General features: G+C 46.7%; 14 protein-coding genes. 5 read left to right on the top strand and 9 right to left on the bottom strand.

The window, feature by feature from the left end:
- Positions 1-40: 40 nt before the first annotated feature.
- The 6 genes from QZZ36_RS05525 to QZZ36_RS05500 form a co-directional block, all read right to left on the bottom strand.
- Complete coding sequence (locus tag QZZ36_RS05525; protein ID WP_295078088.1) at positions 41-1327, bottom strand: hypothetical protein; 1287 nt, start codon at positions 1325-1327, stop codon at positions 41-43.
- Positions 1324-2046 (bottom strand): sigma-70 family RNA polymerase sigma factor, encoded by a 723-nt coding sequence (locus QZZ36_RS05520; protein WP_295078079.1) that lies wholly within the window; start codon positions 2044-2046, stop codon positions 1324-1326. The genes QZZ36_RS05525 and QZZ36_RS05520 overlap by 4 nt, the downstream gene beginning before the upstream one ends.
- A gap of 137 nt (positions 2047-2183) precedes the next feature.
- Positions 2184-3860 (bottom strand): AMP-binding protein, encoded by a 1677-nt coding sequence (locus QZZ36_RS05515; RefSeq protein ID WP_295078076.1) that lies wholly within the window; start codon positions 3858-3860, stop codon positions 2184-2186.
- A gap of 39 nt (positions 3861-3899) precedes the next feature.
- A complete protein-coding gene (locus tag QZZ36_RS05510) occupies positions 3900-4445 on the bottom strand; it encodes a cupin domain-containing protein (RefSeq protein ID WP_295078073.1) in 546 nt (181 codons plus the stop codon).
- 147 nt (positions 4446-4592) lie between these two features.
- Positions 4593-5462: a metal ABC transporter permease gene (locus tag QZZ36_RS05505; protein WP_295078070.1), complete on the bottom strand. Its 870-nt coding sequence runs from the start codon at positions 5460-5462 to the stop codon at positions 4593-4595.
- Positions 5455-6177, bottom strand: coding sequence for an ABC transporter ATP-binding protein (locus QZZ36_RS05500; protein ID WP_295078067.1), 723 nt, complete (start codon positions 6175-6177; stop codon positions 5455-5457). Before QZZ36_RS05500 ends, QZZ36_RS05505 begins: the two co-directional genes overlap by 8 nt.
- Before the next feature lie 347 nt (positions 6178-6524).
- Between QZZ36_RS05500 and QZZ36_RS05495 the strand changes: the two genes are divergently transcribed.
- From QZZ36_RS05495 to thiM, 3 genes are all read left to right on the top strand, one after another.
- Positions 6525-6989, top strand: coding sequence for a hypothetical protein (locus QZZ36_RS05495; RefSeq protein ID WP_295078064.1), 465 nt, complete (start codon positions 6525-6527; stop codon positions 6987-6989).
- A 191-nt stretch (positions 6990-7180) separates the two neighbouring features.
- Complete coding sequence (thiW, locus tag QZZ36_RS05490; RefSeq protein ID WP_295078061.1) at positions 7181-7687, top strand: energy coupling factor transporter S component ThiW; 507 nt, start codon at positions 7181-7183, stop codon at positions 7685-7687.
- A 2-nt stretch (positions 7688-7689) separates the two neighbouring features.
- On the top strand, positions 7690-8502 hold the full coding sequence (thiM, locus tag QZZ36_RS05485; RefSeq protein ID WP_295078058.1) for a hydroxyethylthiazole kinase: 813 nt from the start codon (positions 7690-7692) through the stop codon (positions 8500-8502).
- A gap of 39 nt (positions 8503-8541) precedes the next feature.
- On the opposite strand, the gene QZZ36_RS05480 is transcribed toward thiM, so the two are convergent.
- Positions 8542-10632, bottom strand: a complete 2091-nt coding sequence (locus tag QZZ36_RS05480) for an Mbeg1-like protein (RefSeq protein WP_295078055.1) — start codon at positions 10630-10632, stop codon at positions 8542-8544.
- 373 nt (positions 10633-11005) lie between these two features.
- On the opposite strand from QZZ36_RS05480, the gene QZZ36_RS05475 reads away from it, so the two are divergent.
- A complete protein-coding gene (locus QZZ36_RS05475; protein ID WP_295078051.1) occupies positions 11006-12697 on the top strand; it encodes a bifunctional diguanylate cyclase/phosphodiesterase in 1692 nt (563 codons plus the stop codon).
- A 163-nt stretch (positions 12698-12860) separates the two neighbouring features.
- Entirely contained in the window at positions 12861-14468 is a 1608-nt protein-coding gene (locus tag QZZ36_RS05470; protein WP_295078048.1) for a CotH kinase family protein, read from the top strand.
- A gap of 62 nt (positions 14469-14530) precedes the next feature.
- Here QZZ36_RS05470 and QZZ36_RS05465 read toward each other — a convergent pair whose 3' ends face one another.
- A complete protein-coding gene (locus tag QZZ36_RS05465) occupies positions 14531-15199 on the bottom strand; it encodes a CpsB/CapC family capsule biosynthesis tyrosine phosphatase (protein ID WP_295078045.1) in 669 nt (222 codons plus the stop codon).
- Positions 15189-16670 carry a polysaccharide biosynthesis tyrosine autokinase gene (locus QZZ36_RS05460; protein ID WP_295078042.1) on the bottom strand — a complete coding sequence of 494 codons (1482 nt, stop codon included), beginning with the start codon at positions 16668-16670 and terminating at the stop codon, positions 15189-15191. Before QZZ36_RS05460 ends, QZZ36_RS05465 begins: the two co-directional genes overlap by 11 nt.
- Positions 16671-16813 lie beyond the last annotated feature (143 nt).

Below are 16813 nucleotides of genomic sequence, written 5' to 3'. Positions count from 1 at the left end.
ATGTTTTCTAAGGGAAGGGGGGGATTAAAGGGATGGTTGCTCAGGGGGCAGGTGCTTTTACCTTAGGTGCAGCTTCTGGTGCCGGGGCTTTTGTTCCGGTTTTTGGTGCTGTATTATTTGGTTGCAAAGCTAATACCCTGACTCTGACCGACGCCGCTTCCTGTACCTGCAGATGTTCTGTTTTTTCGTCTGCTGTTTCAGGACCCGGAGCTGTTGTCGATATTTTCAGAGTATAGCTTTCCTGTTCCGGAGCAGGTGCTGCTGCTTTCGGAACTTCCGGTTCAGGCAATAAGCTGTTTACTCCCTGTCCGGGAAGTGTCTCCCGGGGTTCTTCTATATTTATATCCGCAGCCGCTGCAGGAGGGGCAGGCGCGGTAAGAAGCGTATTGGCATCTGCAGCCTCATAGGGTGCAGACATATAAGATGTCTTTTTGGGTGCCGGAGGCTGAGGAGCGTTTGGCTCAGCGGGCTTTGGCGGATCAGCCTTGTCATTTGGCTTGACTGTATTTTTTCCGTCATCAGCCGGCTTTACCGGATCATTTCCGTGAACGGAAGGCGCTGCCGGAGGAGATGATTCTCCTGGAGGAACCGGTGCCGCGGGATTTCCGGGCGCCGCAGGCGCAGCCGGACCGCCGTTTTCAGCCGGTTTCGGAGGCGCCGGTGAATCCGCCTCATTGCCCGGAGGCTGAGGAGCATCCGGTTTGGGTTCATCCTTGACCGGTTGACTTGCCGGAGGTGCCGGAGCTTCCGGGACCTTTGCCAGCGGAGTACCGTATTCGTAAACATTTATCTGGGTATCGTTGAAACCTGTTTCAAATTCTTCCTTCAACGAATTGTATTCCTCGGTATCTTCAGCTTTTATATAAAGATCGGGTACATCGTCTTCGGAATAATAACCCTTTGAGGTTTCGAGCTCAATGATCTCTTTTGCAACGGTGATCTTGTCCTTCCTGCTAAGTACATAATCCTTGAGCAGTTCATTGGCCTTGGAATCTCCGCCGCTGAGACTGAGAACTTCTCCCTTTTTGTTAAGATCCATACGGATATTTGCTTTGGCAGATATTAAGACGGTAGAGTGAGTTTTGAAATTTCGTGAATAATAGAATGAACCTGCTGAGACCGCAAGTGCAAGACAAGCAGCGGCTGCGGCAAATCTTGTGACATAGAAGCTGATCTTTCTTTCACCCTCATCAGCGCATTTCATCAGCACCGGAGAGGTGATATGCTGTCCTACTTCGTATCTGAGGTTTGCTGCTTTTACGACGCGTGATTCTTCGTCCATTAGTAAAGCGTATCCTTCGTGACATTCCATAACGATATATTTCATTTTTTCTCACCACCTTTTAATACTTGCATTATATGGCCCCGCATTATCTCGTAACCGTTGGTACATATAAGCAGTACGGCGACAAGATAGCGTCGGTGTCTTTCAAGAGACTTTCTTTCCACATTTGCGCCTTCTGCGAGCTTTGCCAGCGGAACGCGCTTTGTTCTGAGAAAGTCATCGAGGATCTCAGGATTGTTTCTTGCGTATGATACGGCCTTCTGACATATTTCGAGAGTACGCCTCTGACGGGGCGAATTCTCCGCGACGTCGCTCATGGTGACGCCGAATTCTGTCATTTGTGCCGAAAGCTCTTCGATCTCCTGTTTTGTTGCATCTCGTAGTTCGTTTTCTGCGTAATCGTCGTGTTCATCTCGGATCGTTTCTTTCAGGTCGGTTTTGTCATCGTCATTAACGTCCAGTGATATTTGACCTTTATTCTTTTTCTCTTTTCGGTAATTATCTATCAGGCGATTCTTTATCTGTAATGCGGCAAATTTCAGAAATGAACCGCGTAGTCGTGAATAATTCTTTATCGCTTCATAAAATGCAAACATAGCAATGCTAAGTTCATCATCGCTCTGATCGGGCGGACGGTTAAGAAACCTGGCAGTTTCAGACTTTATAAAGGGCATATAAGCAGATATGAGTTCATCTGCTGCGTGGCTGTCCTTTTTAGCCTTATAGACCTGGGATATGATTTGATGTACATCAGAAGTCATATTTGCCACCCCCAATATTAATAATAGTATACGCAGCCCCCCGAATGCAAAACGGGGTAATGCAAAAAAGTTTTATAAAAAATTAATTTTTTAGTTTACAAAAAAGTCCGACCATTCTGATCGGACTTTAAATTGTGTCACTTTGCGGAGTTTTCCTCGTCCTGATGACGTATCTGGGCACGCTTGATCTTGCCGCCGAGAGTTTTGGGAAGCTCCTTTACATATTCAATAACGCGGGGGTACTTGTAAGGCGCTGTTTCACGCTTTACGTGATCCTGCAGCTCCTTTGTGAGCTCAGGCGAGGGAGTATAGCCCTCTGCGAGTACGACTGTAGCCTTTACGACCTGACCTCTTATTGGGTCGGGAGCTCCTGTTATAGCGGACTCGACTACAGCAGGGTGAGTGAGCAGAGCGCTCTCTACCTCGAATGGTCCTATACGGTAGCCGGAACATTTGATAACGTCGTCGTTTCTGCCTACGAACCAGTAATAGCCCTTTGAATCACGCCATGCAACGTCGCCGGTGTCGTAGTTCTTGCCGCCGAGAACAGCCTCTGTCAGCTCAGGGTTCTTGTAGTATTTGCAGAACAGACCTGTGGGACGCTCCTTATCAATACCGCATACCATTATGCTTCCCTCTTCGCCGTCGTCAGCCTCTGTTCCGTCAGCGCGGAGAAGGTGGATATTATAAAGCGGAGAAGGCTTTCCTGTAGAGCCCGGCTTCGGGTCTATCCACGGGAAATTAGCGATAAGTACGGTACCCTCTGTCTGTCCGAAGCCCTCGCGCATCTTCTTGCCCGTGAGCTCGTAGATACGGTTGAATACCTCAGGGTTGAGGGGCTCGCCGGCGTTGCAGAAGTTCTGTATGGAGGAGAGATCGTACTTTGTCATATCCTCCTGAAGCATGAATCTGTACATAGTAGGCGGAGCGCAGAAGGTGGTCAGCTTGTAATGGCTGATTACCTCAAGGATATCCTTTGCGTTGAATCTGCCCGTGAAGTCGTATGCGAACTGTATAGCGCCGCATATCCACTGTCCGTATATCTTGCCCCAGCCGAACTTAGCCCAGCCTGAGTCGGATATGGACATATGGAGCTTGTTTTCCTGTACCTGATGCCAGTATTTGGCGGTAACGATATGACCAAGCGGGTGTGCGAAGTTATGACATACCATCTTTGGCATACCTGTAGAGCCTGAGGTGAAGTATATGAGCATGGTATCATTGACCTTTGTAGCCTCTTCACCGGTGGGACGCTCAAAGGTATCGGGATACTTTGCTATCTCGTCCTCGAAGAAGTCCCAGCCCTCACGGGGCTCTGCTACAGCTATCTTCTTGCGGAGAGTCTTTATCTCCGGAGCGGCTGCGTCTATCTGTCCTCTTATGTATTCGTCGTCGCAGGCGATGATGGCGGATATCTCAGCCATATTGCCGCGGTAAGCGATGTCGTGGGTCGTGAAAAGAAGGTTTCCGGGGATAAGTATAACGCCCAGCTTATGGAGAGCGGTGGCTATTACCCAGTATTCCCAGCGGCGGCGGAGTATAAGAAGCACAACGTCGCCCTTTTTGAGACCAAGACTGCGGAAGTAGTGGCAGGTCTGGTTTGAGAGCCTGGATATATCCGTAAAAGTGAATGTCTTTTCCTGTTTGTCGTGACTGAGCCATACAAGCGCTTTTTTATCGGGCTCCTGTTTAGCCCATTCATCAACTATATCCCAGCCGAAATTGAAATCATCAGGAACATTAACACGGTAATTTTCCTTGAAATCCTCGTATGAATCAAAATCTATACGGGGAAGGTATCGGTCTAAAAGCATGATATTAAGAACTCCTTTGTTTTAGCCTTAACAGGCATATTATTCAGCGATCATTGTGAGGAACCTTGCCTTGGAATCACCAACGCAGCGCTGTCCGTGGAGGTATGTCGGGTTGAAGTATATAGAATCGCCTTCGTTGAGGATTATCTCCTGATCCTCAAATACTACGGCTATTGTACCTTTCAGGACGAGGTTGAACTCCTGACCGGAATGGCTTACAAGCTTTGCCGGCTCGTCAGAGGGCTCAAGTGTGACCAAAAGGGGCTGCATGACCTTATCCGCATAGCGGAAGGCAAGATCCTTGAAACGGTATCCGGGGAAACGGCTTATGCTTCTGCCCTTGCCGCGGCGGACGACCTGAAATGTATCAATACGGCTGGGTTCTCCTGTGACCAGCTCGTTAAAATCGACTCCGAATTTGTTTGCGATCTCATAGATGACGCTTATGGGAAAATCACCGTTCTCTTCATAGCCTGCATACTGTTCTGCGGATAGTCCGAGCTCCTGTGCAAGCTTTTCCTGTGTGTAGTCGCACACCTCGCGCAGCTCGCGGATACGTGCTGCGATCTCGTTAATGGCTTCCATAGCGCAACCTCCTTTTTGAAAATAATGTATACATTAATAATGATATCACAAAAATGTCTGCTTTGTCAAGACAAAGGACTATTTATGATAAAGAAAACACTTTCACTTTAAAAAGTGAAAGTGTTTTGACGTTTTTTACAATTTCATTTATTTCCCGCGCTTCAGTACAAAGGATATAATGCAGAAAATAAAGAATACCGTGATATCCGCGGAAACTATTGTAGAACCCACGGGAGTTCCCGCAAGTATGGAGATTATTATGCCGAAAAAGGCACATAAAAGGGATATTACCACAGAGCATATTATTACGCTGCGGAAGCTCTTGAACACCCTCATCGCCGAAAGAGCCGGGAATATTATCAGTGCCGATATGAGCAGAGAGCCTACGAAGTTCATTGCTATCACTATTATTACTGCGATGACTACCGCTATGAGCAGATTGTACGCATCTGAACGTACTCCTGTTGCCTTTGCAAAGCTCTCGTCAAAGGTGACTGCGAATATCTTGTTGTAGAATACAAGGAATACCGATACTACTATTATTGACATCGCTATGCATATCCATACATCGGCAGGCTTTAAAGTAAGTATCGCGGTGGAGCCGAAAAGGGTGCTGCACACGTCGGCTGTGACGTTGCTGGAGGTCCTGCCGCTGCCTTTCTGAGCGGCTATATTCATCATCATATAGCCAAGCGCCAGAGCTCCCACGGATATCATTGCAACTGCCGCGTCGCCCTTTATCTTTGTATTGTTTCCTGTCCTGAGGAGCAGTACCGCGGAAATGATAGTGACTGGCATGATTATGAGCATATTGTTTGTGACGCCGGTTATGGTGGCGACTGCCATCGCTCCGAAGGCAACGTGTGAAAGTCCGTCACCGATGAAGGAAAAGCGCTTCATTACAAGGGTAACTCCGAGGAGAGACGAGCAGAGAGCTATAAGAAGTCCTACTATAAGGGCGTATCTTACTGCCGGCAGCTGAAAGTAACTGTGAAGCTTGTCAAACATCTCACTCATTTTCCTCACCTCCCATTACTGAAAGGAAGGCCTGACCTATCTTGCTGGTCATGTAGTCCTCCTTAGTACCGAAAAACATCTGCTTTCTGCCGATGTGGAGTATATGCGAGGCGTATCTTACGGCTGCGTTCATGTCGTGGGATACCATAATGACGGTGATCTTGTCCTTTTTGTTGAGACTGTCTATAAGCTCGTACATCTCGTTTGTAGCCTTGGGGTCAAGACCAGTTACAGGCTCGTCAAGAAGTATCATTTTCCTCGCCGCGCAAAGCGCTCTCGCGAGGAGAACACGCTGCTGCTGTCCGCCTGACAGCTCGCGGTAGCAGCGCTTTGTCAGGGGCTCGATATCAAGTCTCCTCATCATGTCATGAGCGAGCTTCTTCTCTTCCTTATTATAAAAAGGACGGAGACCGCAGCGGTTCATGCAGCCTGACAGCACTATCTCACGCACCGAGGCAGGAAAATCACGCTGTACAAGAGTCTGCTGAGGGAGATAGCCTATCTCGTTCTTTCCGACTTCGCCGCAGAGCTCAATTTTTCCGCTGAGGGGCGGCTTCAGTCCCAGAAGAGCCTTGATAAGCGTACTCTTTCCGGAGCCGTTCTCGCCGACTATACAAAGATAATCACCGCTGCTCACGGTAAAATCAAGATCTTTTGTGATAACGTCGCCCTCATAGCCTAGAGCCACGTTTTCGCATTTCAGTAATGCGCCCATTCAGTCAAGCACCTTCTTTACAGGATCATATATAATAGTATACTGTTCAGCTTGCACAGACCGTAAGAGAAGCAGCTGCAATTAACGCAGCTGCTGCATCAGATATAAATTATCGGCGGACTGTGCCTGAAGTATTATCGGCATTTGAATTTGATAATCAATTTCAAATCATATTATACTTTATTTGAGTTCGTATGTCAATAGCTGTCCGTAAATTTCATGCAGATTTCACTGCTCTGACCGCAGTGGCAAGGTGAAAAAATGATGATTTTTTCGGTGGTATACTTGACAATATATTACTTTTAATGTATAATATCCTTGTAAATTTGATATAGGGGGGCGGTATTATGCCAAAAACAACAAAAGACAAAGAGCTCGATAAAATGTACAAGGATCTCCTTGAAACAAGGGACGGCGCTCGTGCTTCTTCAAAAGATGAAGGAAATCGTCTGCTGAAATTCTTTGTGGGGCTGCTCATGCTGGGCGGCGGCTTATTCATGATATTCCAGAATATCGAGGTCACAAGTTCATGGGGCTACGGCGGTTACTTCTTCAGGATAGGCGGCTTTGGCCTTCCAAACGGACTGATAATGCTTCCTATCGTTATAGGTATCGCAATGCTCTTCCTTATGGACAGAAAGATATTCGGCTGGGTAGTGCTCTCTATCGGAATAGTGATCGTACTCCTCAGCGTAATGATGACCACTCATCTCCATTGGCGCACGACCAACGCATATGTATTCATAGTAATGTTCGGACTTGTGGCTGCCGGCGGAGGACTCGTGCTCAGAGAGCTTTTCAGAAAGAACTGATATAAATAAGTTTTGCCCCGAAGCATTGCTCCGGGGCTTTTTACTATGGGCTAACGGCTGAACGGGAACTTTTATCACATATCAGACACAAAATCATCATCATGCCAACACTTATTCTTATTATAATACTTTTGAATTTGCAGGGACATTCTCCGAAATGCCCCTTTTTATTTTCCGAAGGAGTGTAAACTATGAAAAACATCCGTACACGAAAATTAGCGCTTGCAGGTCTGCTTTGCGCCGTGGGAGTTGTGGGCAGCTTTTTCTCATTTCCGGTATTCGGCAGCAAATGCGCTCCTGTACAGCATATGGTCAATATTATCTGTGCAGTTCTGCTCGGACCGTTTTACGGTGTGGGAGTTGCCTTTGCAACAAGTCTGATACGTAATCTTCTCGGTCTCGGCAGCCTTATGGCTTTTCCGGGAAGTATGTTCGGAGCGCTCCTGTGCGGCATAGTTTTTCACAGGACGAAGAATACGTGGCTGACATATATCGCAGAGGTATTCGGCACAGCCGTACTCGGCGGACTCTGCGCATATCCTGTAGCTGTGCTTTTAATGGGCGTAAGCGCCGCAGACGTGGCATTCTACGCCTATGTCATACCATTTCTCATATCAACTGCCGCAGGCGCGGTCCTGTCAGCGGTGATAATCGAAGGGCTCAAAAAGGCAAAAGTCCTCAAGCCGGAAAATAACTGACCATGTTTGACAATATCATTGAAGAAGTGCGGCGCAGCAAGCCGCGTGTACATTGTATAACCAACTACGTCACAGCCAATGACTGTGCAAACATACTTCTTGCCTGCGGAGCTTCACCGATAATGGCTGACTGCCCAGATGAAAGCGCAGAGATAACCGCCATTTGCAAATCGCTTGTGATAAATCTCGGCACACCTTCTCCGCAAAGACTTGAAGCTATGCTGATATCAGGCAAAAAAGCAAATGAAATCGGACTCCCGGTGATATTTGATCCCGTTGGCGCAGGCGCATCACGCTTCCGCACAGACTTTGCCGAAAAGCTTCTGAAAGAAGTTAAACTCAGTATCATACGCGGAAATCTTTCAGAGATAAGGAGCATTGCGGGAACGACCTCCCACAGCCACGGCGTTGATACAGCCGATATCGTCAGCGACAGTTCAATAGTCTCATGCGCTGCCCTTGCTGAGAAATTCTCCGCACAAACAGGCGCAGTCATCGCTGTTACAGGCGAAACAGATATCGTTGCCGACAGCTCCTCAGCTTACTGTATAAGAAACGGACACCCTATAATGGGCAGTATTACAGGCTGCGGCTGTATGCTCTCGGCACTTATGGGAGCTTTCTCTGCTGTTTCGGAGGATATGCTCAAAGCCGCCACAGCAGCGGTAGCCGCTATGGACGTATGCGGCGAGACCGCAGCAGAACATCTTCTGCCTTATGAGGGCAATGCCGGCTGCCGAAGCCGTATGATAGACTCGGTATACCGGCTCAGCACCGAAAAGATGGATACCGCTGCAAGAATAGAAAAACTATAGAACACAAACGGCACAGCCGGTACCGGCTGTGCCGTTATTTTACTGTCTTGTAAAAGCAAGCTCGCTTCCCTGTCCCGTAAGGATATAGCTATCATCGTCGAAGACGAATCTGTATCTTCCGGAAGAATAATTCTGTATCCTTATGCAGTCGGAAGTCCCCTGCATTTCTATTACAAGCTCTCCGCTGCCGTTTATCGAAGACCTCAGCTGAGAAGGCTGCACCTTGCTGAACATAATGGTATTGCAGCCCTCATTGTCGCTTATAACATCTCTTCCGCAGCCGGGGCTGAAGAGGTAAATATCATCTCCCGGTCCGCCGTAAAGAGTGTCACTGCCGCCTCCGCCGCGTATAAGATCATTGCCCGGTCCGCCGTATATAATATCAGAGTCATTGCCGCCGTACAGGTCGTCGTCACCTTCTTCGCCGTATATCACGTCATTCCCGCCTGCTCCGTAGACAGCGTCGTTGCCGGGGCCGCCGTAAAGCACATCATTTCCGCCGTAGCCGTGGATAGTGTCATTTGTCGTGAAACCGCGGATCACATCATCATTGTCACTGCCAAGCACCGATCTCTGATTGCCGCTTACTCTTGTGACTTTCCTGCCCTCGGCGTCCTGATATGTGAAATAGCTTTTCCACTCACTGTAAGACGTACCCATATCACCGTTGCTGCCGCCTGACTGTTTAAGGAACCTGTCTCTCACTGAAAAGAATTCGGAGATATAGCCTGAAAGCGCGTTATCAGAGCTTTCGCAGGACGAGCTGACGGCATCTACAGCGTTATCGCAGGAGCTTACAAGCTCTTCGATCTTCGAGCTGAAGCCTGAAATGCCGCCCAGACTCAAAGCCGAACCTGCCTGCGTCACATTTTCCGCGAAGCTTTCCAGCGCTACGGAGGCTCCAAGATAGTATAGCTTCATTATTTCCGGATCGGACAGTATATACTTTATCTTCTTATCCATAGGAGCCGAACCCATGCTCGGATCCGCACCGTTTCCGGCAGGCACTACCAGAAGCGAGTATATCACATCATTTTTGATCTTGCTTGTAAGGCGAAGTGTCAGCGGACGGATTATCTCGCAAAGATTAGTCACAAATCCGACGCTTTCTTCCAGCTCAGCCTTTTCTCCGTTAAGACCGCCAGATGAATTATTACCGCCTATGAATTTTTCGGCAAGCGTCATAAGAGTCCTGCAAACGTCCTCTCTCTCATCGTGAGGCATCTCCATCGCGTTCATGCTTACAGCCTTTGCGCAGTTTGCCAGCTCACGCTGCTCGTCTGATGTCTGATCGTTGAATCTGTTCGCGCTGAAATCAAAGAGGTAATCACACCAGTGAGCGTCAACCTCCCTTGTTCCCGGAGGTATAATGGAATGAGCGCCGTAAAGGTCAGTCAGTCTTGTCCTTGTCTTTATAAAAACAGTCTGATCGTCCGGAATTACCTTTTTTCCGAGCACATTGACGTAATCGTTGTCACCGCATATGGAATACATTCTGTTGCACCGCTCGATCGCGCTGCTGTTGGGATAATTGATACTTCTGAGGAACTCCGGCGAAAAGCCCTGTCCGTCGAAGGAGATACAGTATTTTACTCTTGTTCCGTACTCAGAAGCAAGAGTCACATACTGCGAAAGATTTCCGCCCTTTGAATGTCCTGTAACTATCAGCCTTGCATTTGGCGAACATTTTTCAGATCTCATCAGGTTATTGAAGTACAGAAGTGCCGCAAGCTGATATCTTGTACGCTCATTTGACAGACCATCCCCGTTGTCGTACCAGCGTCCGCTTCCTGTGCCGCGGAAGACCACATATATCTCCGAATCATCAGCCTTTTTGAAAGCCGCCGCATACGCTCCCCTGTACTTTTCCTCCATATGCTCCGAAAAGCTTATTACCCTGAAGTCCCAGACTTCCGAATCCTGCATTATCCTCATGCACTTGCGCATCACGTTCAGCGCCGCCATCTGCTCGTCATTCAGGGAATCATCCCTGATAAGCTCCTGAACAACCGTCCTCAGCGAAGGCATTGTATCACACTTCGTACATTTGTCGATATACATGAATGTATTGAGTATTATAGAAATTCTCGCTTCCCTTGATATACCGAAGCTTTCAATAAAATCCGCCATGACCTCTTACCCCCTGTTTTTCCTAATCGTGATCATACAGCAGTCCTGCTGTATAATGTAAAATGATATTAATACAACATACCTTACTGCGGCAAATATATTTTTATTATACACTTATATATGTTTATTGTCAATTGTTTTTATACATTTATAGCAAAAGCAGCATGATATTCGACGTTATATTAAAATTTTAAAGCCAAATATTATGCATTTGTTACTATTGATTAAAAAATCTTTTTTCTAATTATCAGCAAGTTTCCAAATTAAGGCTTCAGAGCCGCCAAACGACTTGCTTTATTAATAATTTAATGTTATAATGACATTAAGGGGTTCGATTTTGATCTCTTTCTGAGATCGGAATGGAGAGATTTATATGTTAAATGAAAGAGATGAACATTTCCATCTGCTCATGGAAAAGCTCGTAAGAGCCATGACAGGAACAGACCGCATAGACAAGTACGCTGTTCTGCGCGCTGTAGCCGAATTCTGCAAGGAATTCCATATTTCCAGAGCCGTTTCCGAGTTCTATCAGAGCATTACATTTGAAAAACAGAACAAGGGAGAAACTATCATAGGCTATGACGACGGAAATTCGGGCGATGTGATACTGTGTGAACGCATACATACCAGATCAATGGCTATAATAAAGGGTACTTTTGCCATGTCAAAGGACGCTCCTCCCATTTCAGAAGAGGACGAGAGCAAGCTGCGCCTGATAATAAGGATGCTGCTGAGCTTCATAAGCCGGTACAGACTTGAAGGCGTAATTGAAAAGTTCACATTCTACGACGATACAGGCTACCGCAATGTGCGCTCGTTTCTCAGGTATCTCGAACAGCTTAATGAGGAGCATTCCCTCGGCGGTCATACTGCAATATACTACAATCTTCGTCACTATACCCTCATAAACCGCGACATCGGCAGAAGCGCCGGCGATATCGCTATGCGCAACTACTTTGATATGATCGAAAATGTCATAGGAAACAAGGGTATTATATGCAGAGTCGGCGGAGATAACTTCGTCGCTGCGTTTGAGGATCAGCTTCTTGACGATATACTCCCCATATTGAAAGGAGTGCCTGTCGTATACGACAACGTCACCGGCAAGCGCATAATGCTCTCCGGAAGCACGGGAGTATTCCGTATGCCTCCCGGCTATACCTTTGACACTCCCGGCGATATAATGGACAGGATACTTTCCTCCTCGCAGGCTGCAAAGCTCGGCGGAAAGGACAGTGTTGTCTTCTTCGACGAACAGATGGAGATCGGCAAGGAAAAGCGTATGCAGATACAGCAGCTCTTCCCGCTTGCTCTCGCAAACGAAGAGTTCAAGGTATTTTATCAGCCTAAAATAGATATCGAGACCGGAGAACTTGCCGGCGCAGAAGCGCTCTGCCGCTGGTTCAAGGACGGAAAGATCATTCCGCCAATGGAATTTATCCCTATCCTTGAACAAAACTCTGATATATGTCTCCTTGATTTCTATATGCTTGACCACGTCTGCAAGGATATACGCCGCTGGCTGGGCGAGGGCAGAAAGGTCGTAAGAATATCTGTAAACCTTTCACGCAAGCACATGATGGACGTTGATCTGCTTGAACATATCATAGAAGTCATCGACAGGAACAATGTTCCCCATGAGTATATAGAGATAGAGCTTACCGAGACCACGACCGACGTTGAGTTCCGTGACCTGAAGCGAGTCGTAAGCAGCCTTCAGCAGAAAGGTATCTACACATCGGTAGACGACTTCGGTATGGGCTATTCCTCACTGAATCTGATACGCGATATACCGTGGAACGTCCTTAAAGTTGACAGGAGCTTTCTGCCTATGGACGCCGAAGGATCTGAAAGCACAAGAAGCGTGATGTTCAGATACGTTGTGGCTATGGCTAAGGATCTCGGTCTTGAATGTGTAGCGGAAGGAGTCGAGACCTCCAGTCAGGTAAAGGTACTCCGCGACAACAACTGCGTTTTCGCACAGGGCTTCCTGTTTGACAAGCCACTGCCTCTTGATGAGTTCGAGCAAAGAATGGATAAGCATTTCTACAAGATAGATACATGATAATATGATAAAAGCGGAGCAATGCTCCGCTTTTTGTTATGGTTTTGTAGCAAGTGTTACAATCGGTTTACAATACAGTGACTATCTCCGGCAATTATTGCCATTCGCGGAATAATATGCTACAATGAATGTACATTCTTTTCTTATATTATGAGGTATGATTATGAATACGATCAAAAAAATATGCTCTATCTCAGCCGCGGCAGTAATGCTCTTCGGCTGCACTGCCCAAAAGAACAGCAATAACTCTTCAAAACCAACGGTATCTTATGAATCAACTCTTACTTCCGCAGATTCGTATACCCCTGAGACCGCTCCCCTGCCGGTGCTGTCCATACAGACAAAGAGCACCGATCCCAACGTCATGGATTTCGTTAACGAGCCCATAGCGGAACACGTTTCAGAGCTCATGAAAATGTGGGTCGAGCCGCCGTTTGATCCTCCGGCTCCTTATTATGAGGACTGCACGATCACGCTGAAAGGCTCTGACGGAAACGAGCTTATGGCTGCGTCTGACGGTCAGGTCAAGGTACGCGGCAACTGGACAACGACGTATCCCAAAAAGCCGCTGAAAATAAAATTCACCGAAAAGCAGAATCTCCTCGGACTGAATAACGGCGCTGAATTCAAGAACTGGCTCCTGCTCGCCGAATACAAGGACGGCTCCATGCTCAGGAACAAGGCTGCGCTTTACGCTTCACGCCAGATACTCGGCGCGGACGGACTATACGCTGCCGACGCCAAGCTCGTTCAGGTAGAGATAAACGGCGAATACCGCGGGCTCTATCTCCTTACAGAGTCACAGCAGGTCGCTGAGGACAGAGTAAACGTGACAAAGCCCGAAAAGGACTATACAGGTACTGATATAGGCTATTTCCTTGAATTTGACGGCTATTTCACCAACGAAGACGAGCTTCACGGCTTCTCTCTCGACTATGCCGACAACGCTCCCCTCACGCCCTTCGACGGAAACGGAGGCAGCGGACGGACTATAAAGTGTATCCCCAAGGCGTCCGAATATATGATACCCGTAGTAGGCATCACAATAAAAAGCGATGTATACTCTCAGGAACAGCACGATTTTATAGCGAAATACATAAATAACGTATACAGGATAATGTACGAGGCTGGCTACAACCATAAAGCCTTCGTATTCGATGAGAACAACGACAGTATTTCCGAAAGCAGCGAGCTTACTCCGCAGCAGGCAGTAGAAAAGGTCGTTGATCTGGATTCGCTTGTCGATATGTACATCATCAGCGAGCTTGCCTGTGACGCAGACGTTGCTTGGTCAAGCTTCTACATGGATATAGATTTCAGTCCTGAGCATACCAAAAAGCTCACCTTTGAGGCTCCATGGGACTTCGACTCCTCAATGGGCAACAGACCGTACTCTGAGGACGGTCAGGGCTTCCATGCAGCAAATATCATACCCGATCCGAGCATGGGAATGGATTCCATAAATCCCTGGTTCGCACTGCTCGCTTATGAGGACTGGTATCAGGACATGATAAAGAAAAAATGGACAAAAGCCTATGACAATGGTGTTTTCGCCCGTGTCTGCCAAATGGTAAAAGCTGACAGCGATGCCTTTACAGGGGATTTTAACAAGAATTACGACACATGGAACAATATCAAGGATAATGAGATCATTGCAAGCGAGCTTTCGGAAGGCTCAAAAAAATGCCGTGACGAAAAGGAATGTGCGGATTATCTCTATGACTGGCTCAATAAACGAATAGCGTTCCTCAATTCGCAATGGCATAAATAAACATCAAAAGCCATAAAGAAGTAAATACTTCTTTATGGCTTTTTCTTTGCTGTATTGTTTAATCACCCGAAAATATCCTCAACATTTCTGAGTATTTCCGGCTTTGCCTTTTTCTGCAGCATATCCCAGTTTGGTTTCCTGCTGCCCATATTATGGGCGTCGCTGCCGAAAATGTAAGGATATCCGCTTTTTATCACTGACTTTACGAAGCGTTTTTCCTTAAAGCTTTCAAAGGCTTCATTATTGAACTGGAATACAGCCTCTGTCTTCAGGACTTCCTCCAGTTCTGACTTGGTGTAATATTCAAGGTATCTGTGGATATGCGCAAGTATCGGAACAAGACCGTATTCAAACGCAATATCGTTTACTTCTTCAAGCATCCATTTACCGAATGATGTATACTGAAACTCAAGGAGAATATATTTTGTACCGGTTATGCAGAGTTTTTCTATATCCGGGAGCTTGCTGATACCATGCTCCACCGCGACTTCAGCTCCGAGAATGATATCCGCGTTTTCAGGATCCTCCTGAACGAGCTTATCATAGGCGTGCTGTCTCTTTTCGAGATAAGCTTTCACGCCGTGTTCTCTGTGAGCATAGAAGTGAGGAGTAGCAACTATTCTTTCAACGCCCTGTTCTCTCATTGTACGGATCATTCTGAGTGATGTCTCCACACTGTCGGAGCCGTCATCGATCTTTGGAAGGATATGACAATGATGATCAGTCAGCATTTTCCTTTACGCCTTTCTTAGAAGACCTGTCTGCCGAGCCGTATCCGTAGTCCTTGTACTTTGAATAGTATGACGAATACCGCTTCTGAGCGACCTCATTCATGAGGAAGCCGATAAGATTCGTATGTGTGAGTTCCATCTGCTTCATGCAGTTGTCGATATCGTCATAAGTGGTCTGACCGTGCTTGAAAACAAGGAGGATACCATTTATTGATTCATTCATTACCATAGCGTCGCTCACAACATTGAGAGGCGGAGTATCTATGATGATATAATCATACATAATGGCAAACTGTTCAAGCAGTGAAGCAAACTGCTCCGAAGCAAGCAGCTCGGACGGGTTAGGAGGAGTAGGACCTGACGGAAGCAGGTCGAGGTTCTTCATAACACTTTCCTTTATTGACCTTGCAGGTGTGGACTTCTTTATGATAAGAGTTGAAAGACCTTCAGAATTCTTTACCTTGAATACCCTGTGCTGTACAGGCTTTCTCATATCCGCGTCGATGAGGAGGACCTTGCTGTTGGTCTGAGCAAAAGCGATAGCGATATTAGCAGCGGAGGTCGATTTTCCGTCGCCGGGATTCGGGCTTGAAATAGCGACTATCTTTTTGTCCGAAGTACCCATTGCAAACATTACGTTGGTACGTATCGACTTATAGCTTTCTGCAACATTGAAGGGAATATTCTGATCTGTAATGAGAGCTCTGCCGTCAGCCTGAGCGCTCTTGGGCTTGCCCTTGTGCTTTCTTGCTTCACTGAACTGCTGTATCTCACCCATAATGGCTTTTCCGTACTTTTTGGTGATCTTATCTGTCTCCTTGACAGTATTGTCAAAGAAGTCTATGAGGAAAATAATGAGTACGATGATAAGAAAAGCAGCTGCAGCACCGAGAACGGTATTCTTCATTACCTTAGGAGCGACAGGACTGGTATATACCTTTGCCTTGTCGATAGTATTTATAGAACCTACGCCTACAGCCTGCTGAACATATTTCGGAGCAACAAGTGTAAGGTAATTGCAGACAGCCGCAGAAACTTCAGGATTACGTGTAACAGAAGAGACCTTGACAGCCGAAGTATCGACTACAGAGGTGATATTCAGCGTACTGCGGATAGAAGCGGGAGAAACCTTTCCGTTTGATAAAGAAAAGCACTCTGAAAGAGTCGAGTTGCTGAAATTCTTAGAAAGAATCTCTCCGACGGAAGTCATCACAGCATCGTCCTTCAGCACTTCCATATACGTATTAACGAGCTGCTTTGAGTTGCTTATGTTGTTGACGTTGCTTGCCGTTTCGGAAACGCCCTGATAGCTCTGCACATACATGGTTATATGTGATTCATACATAAGCGGCAGCATGAATTTTGACATACCGAACGCTGCGATACCGCCCAGGATCATAAACAGCAGTATCAGCCATATCTTGCTCATCAAAAGCTTGACAATGTCTTTGATTGTATACGTATTATTCATTCTCCATTACATCCTTTACTCATACAGATTGAAATAAATGAGTTAATAATATTCCTTCCAAAAAGGACCATACCTTGATTATTGTATCATATTGCACCGTCAAAGTCAAGAAATATTTGGAAGAACCGCATTATTTGCGCAAA

The organism is Ruminococcus sp., from assembly GCF_016287535.1.
GTDB lineage: Bacteria > Bacillota > Clostridia > Oscillospirales > Ruminococcaceae > Ruminococcus.
The sequence above is the reverse complement of the archived record's forward strand: the minus strand, read 5'-3'. Positions and strand labels throughout refer to the sequence as shown.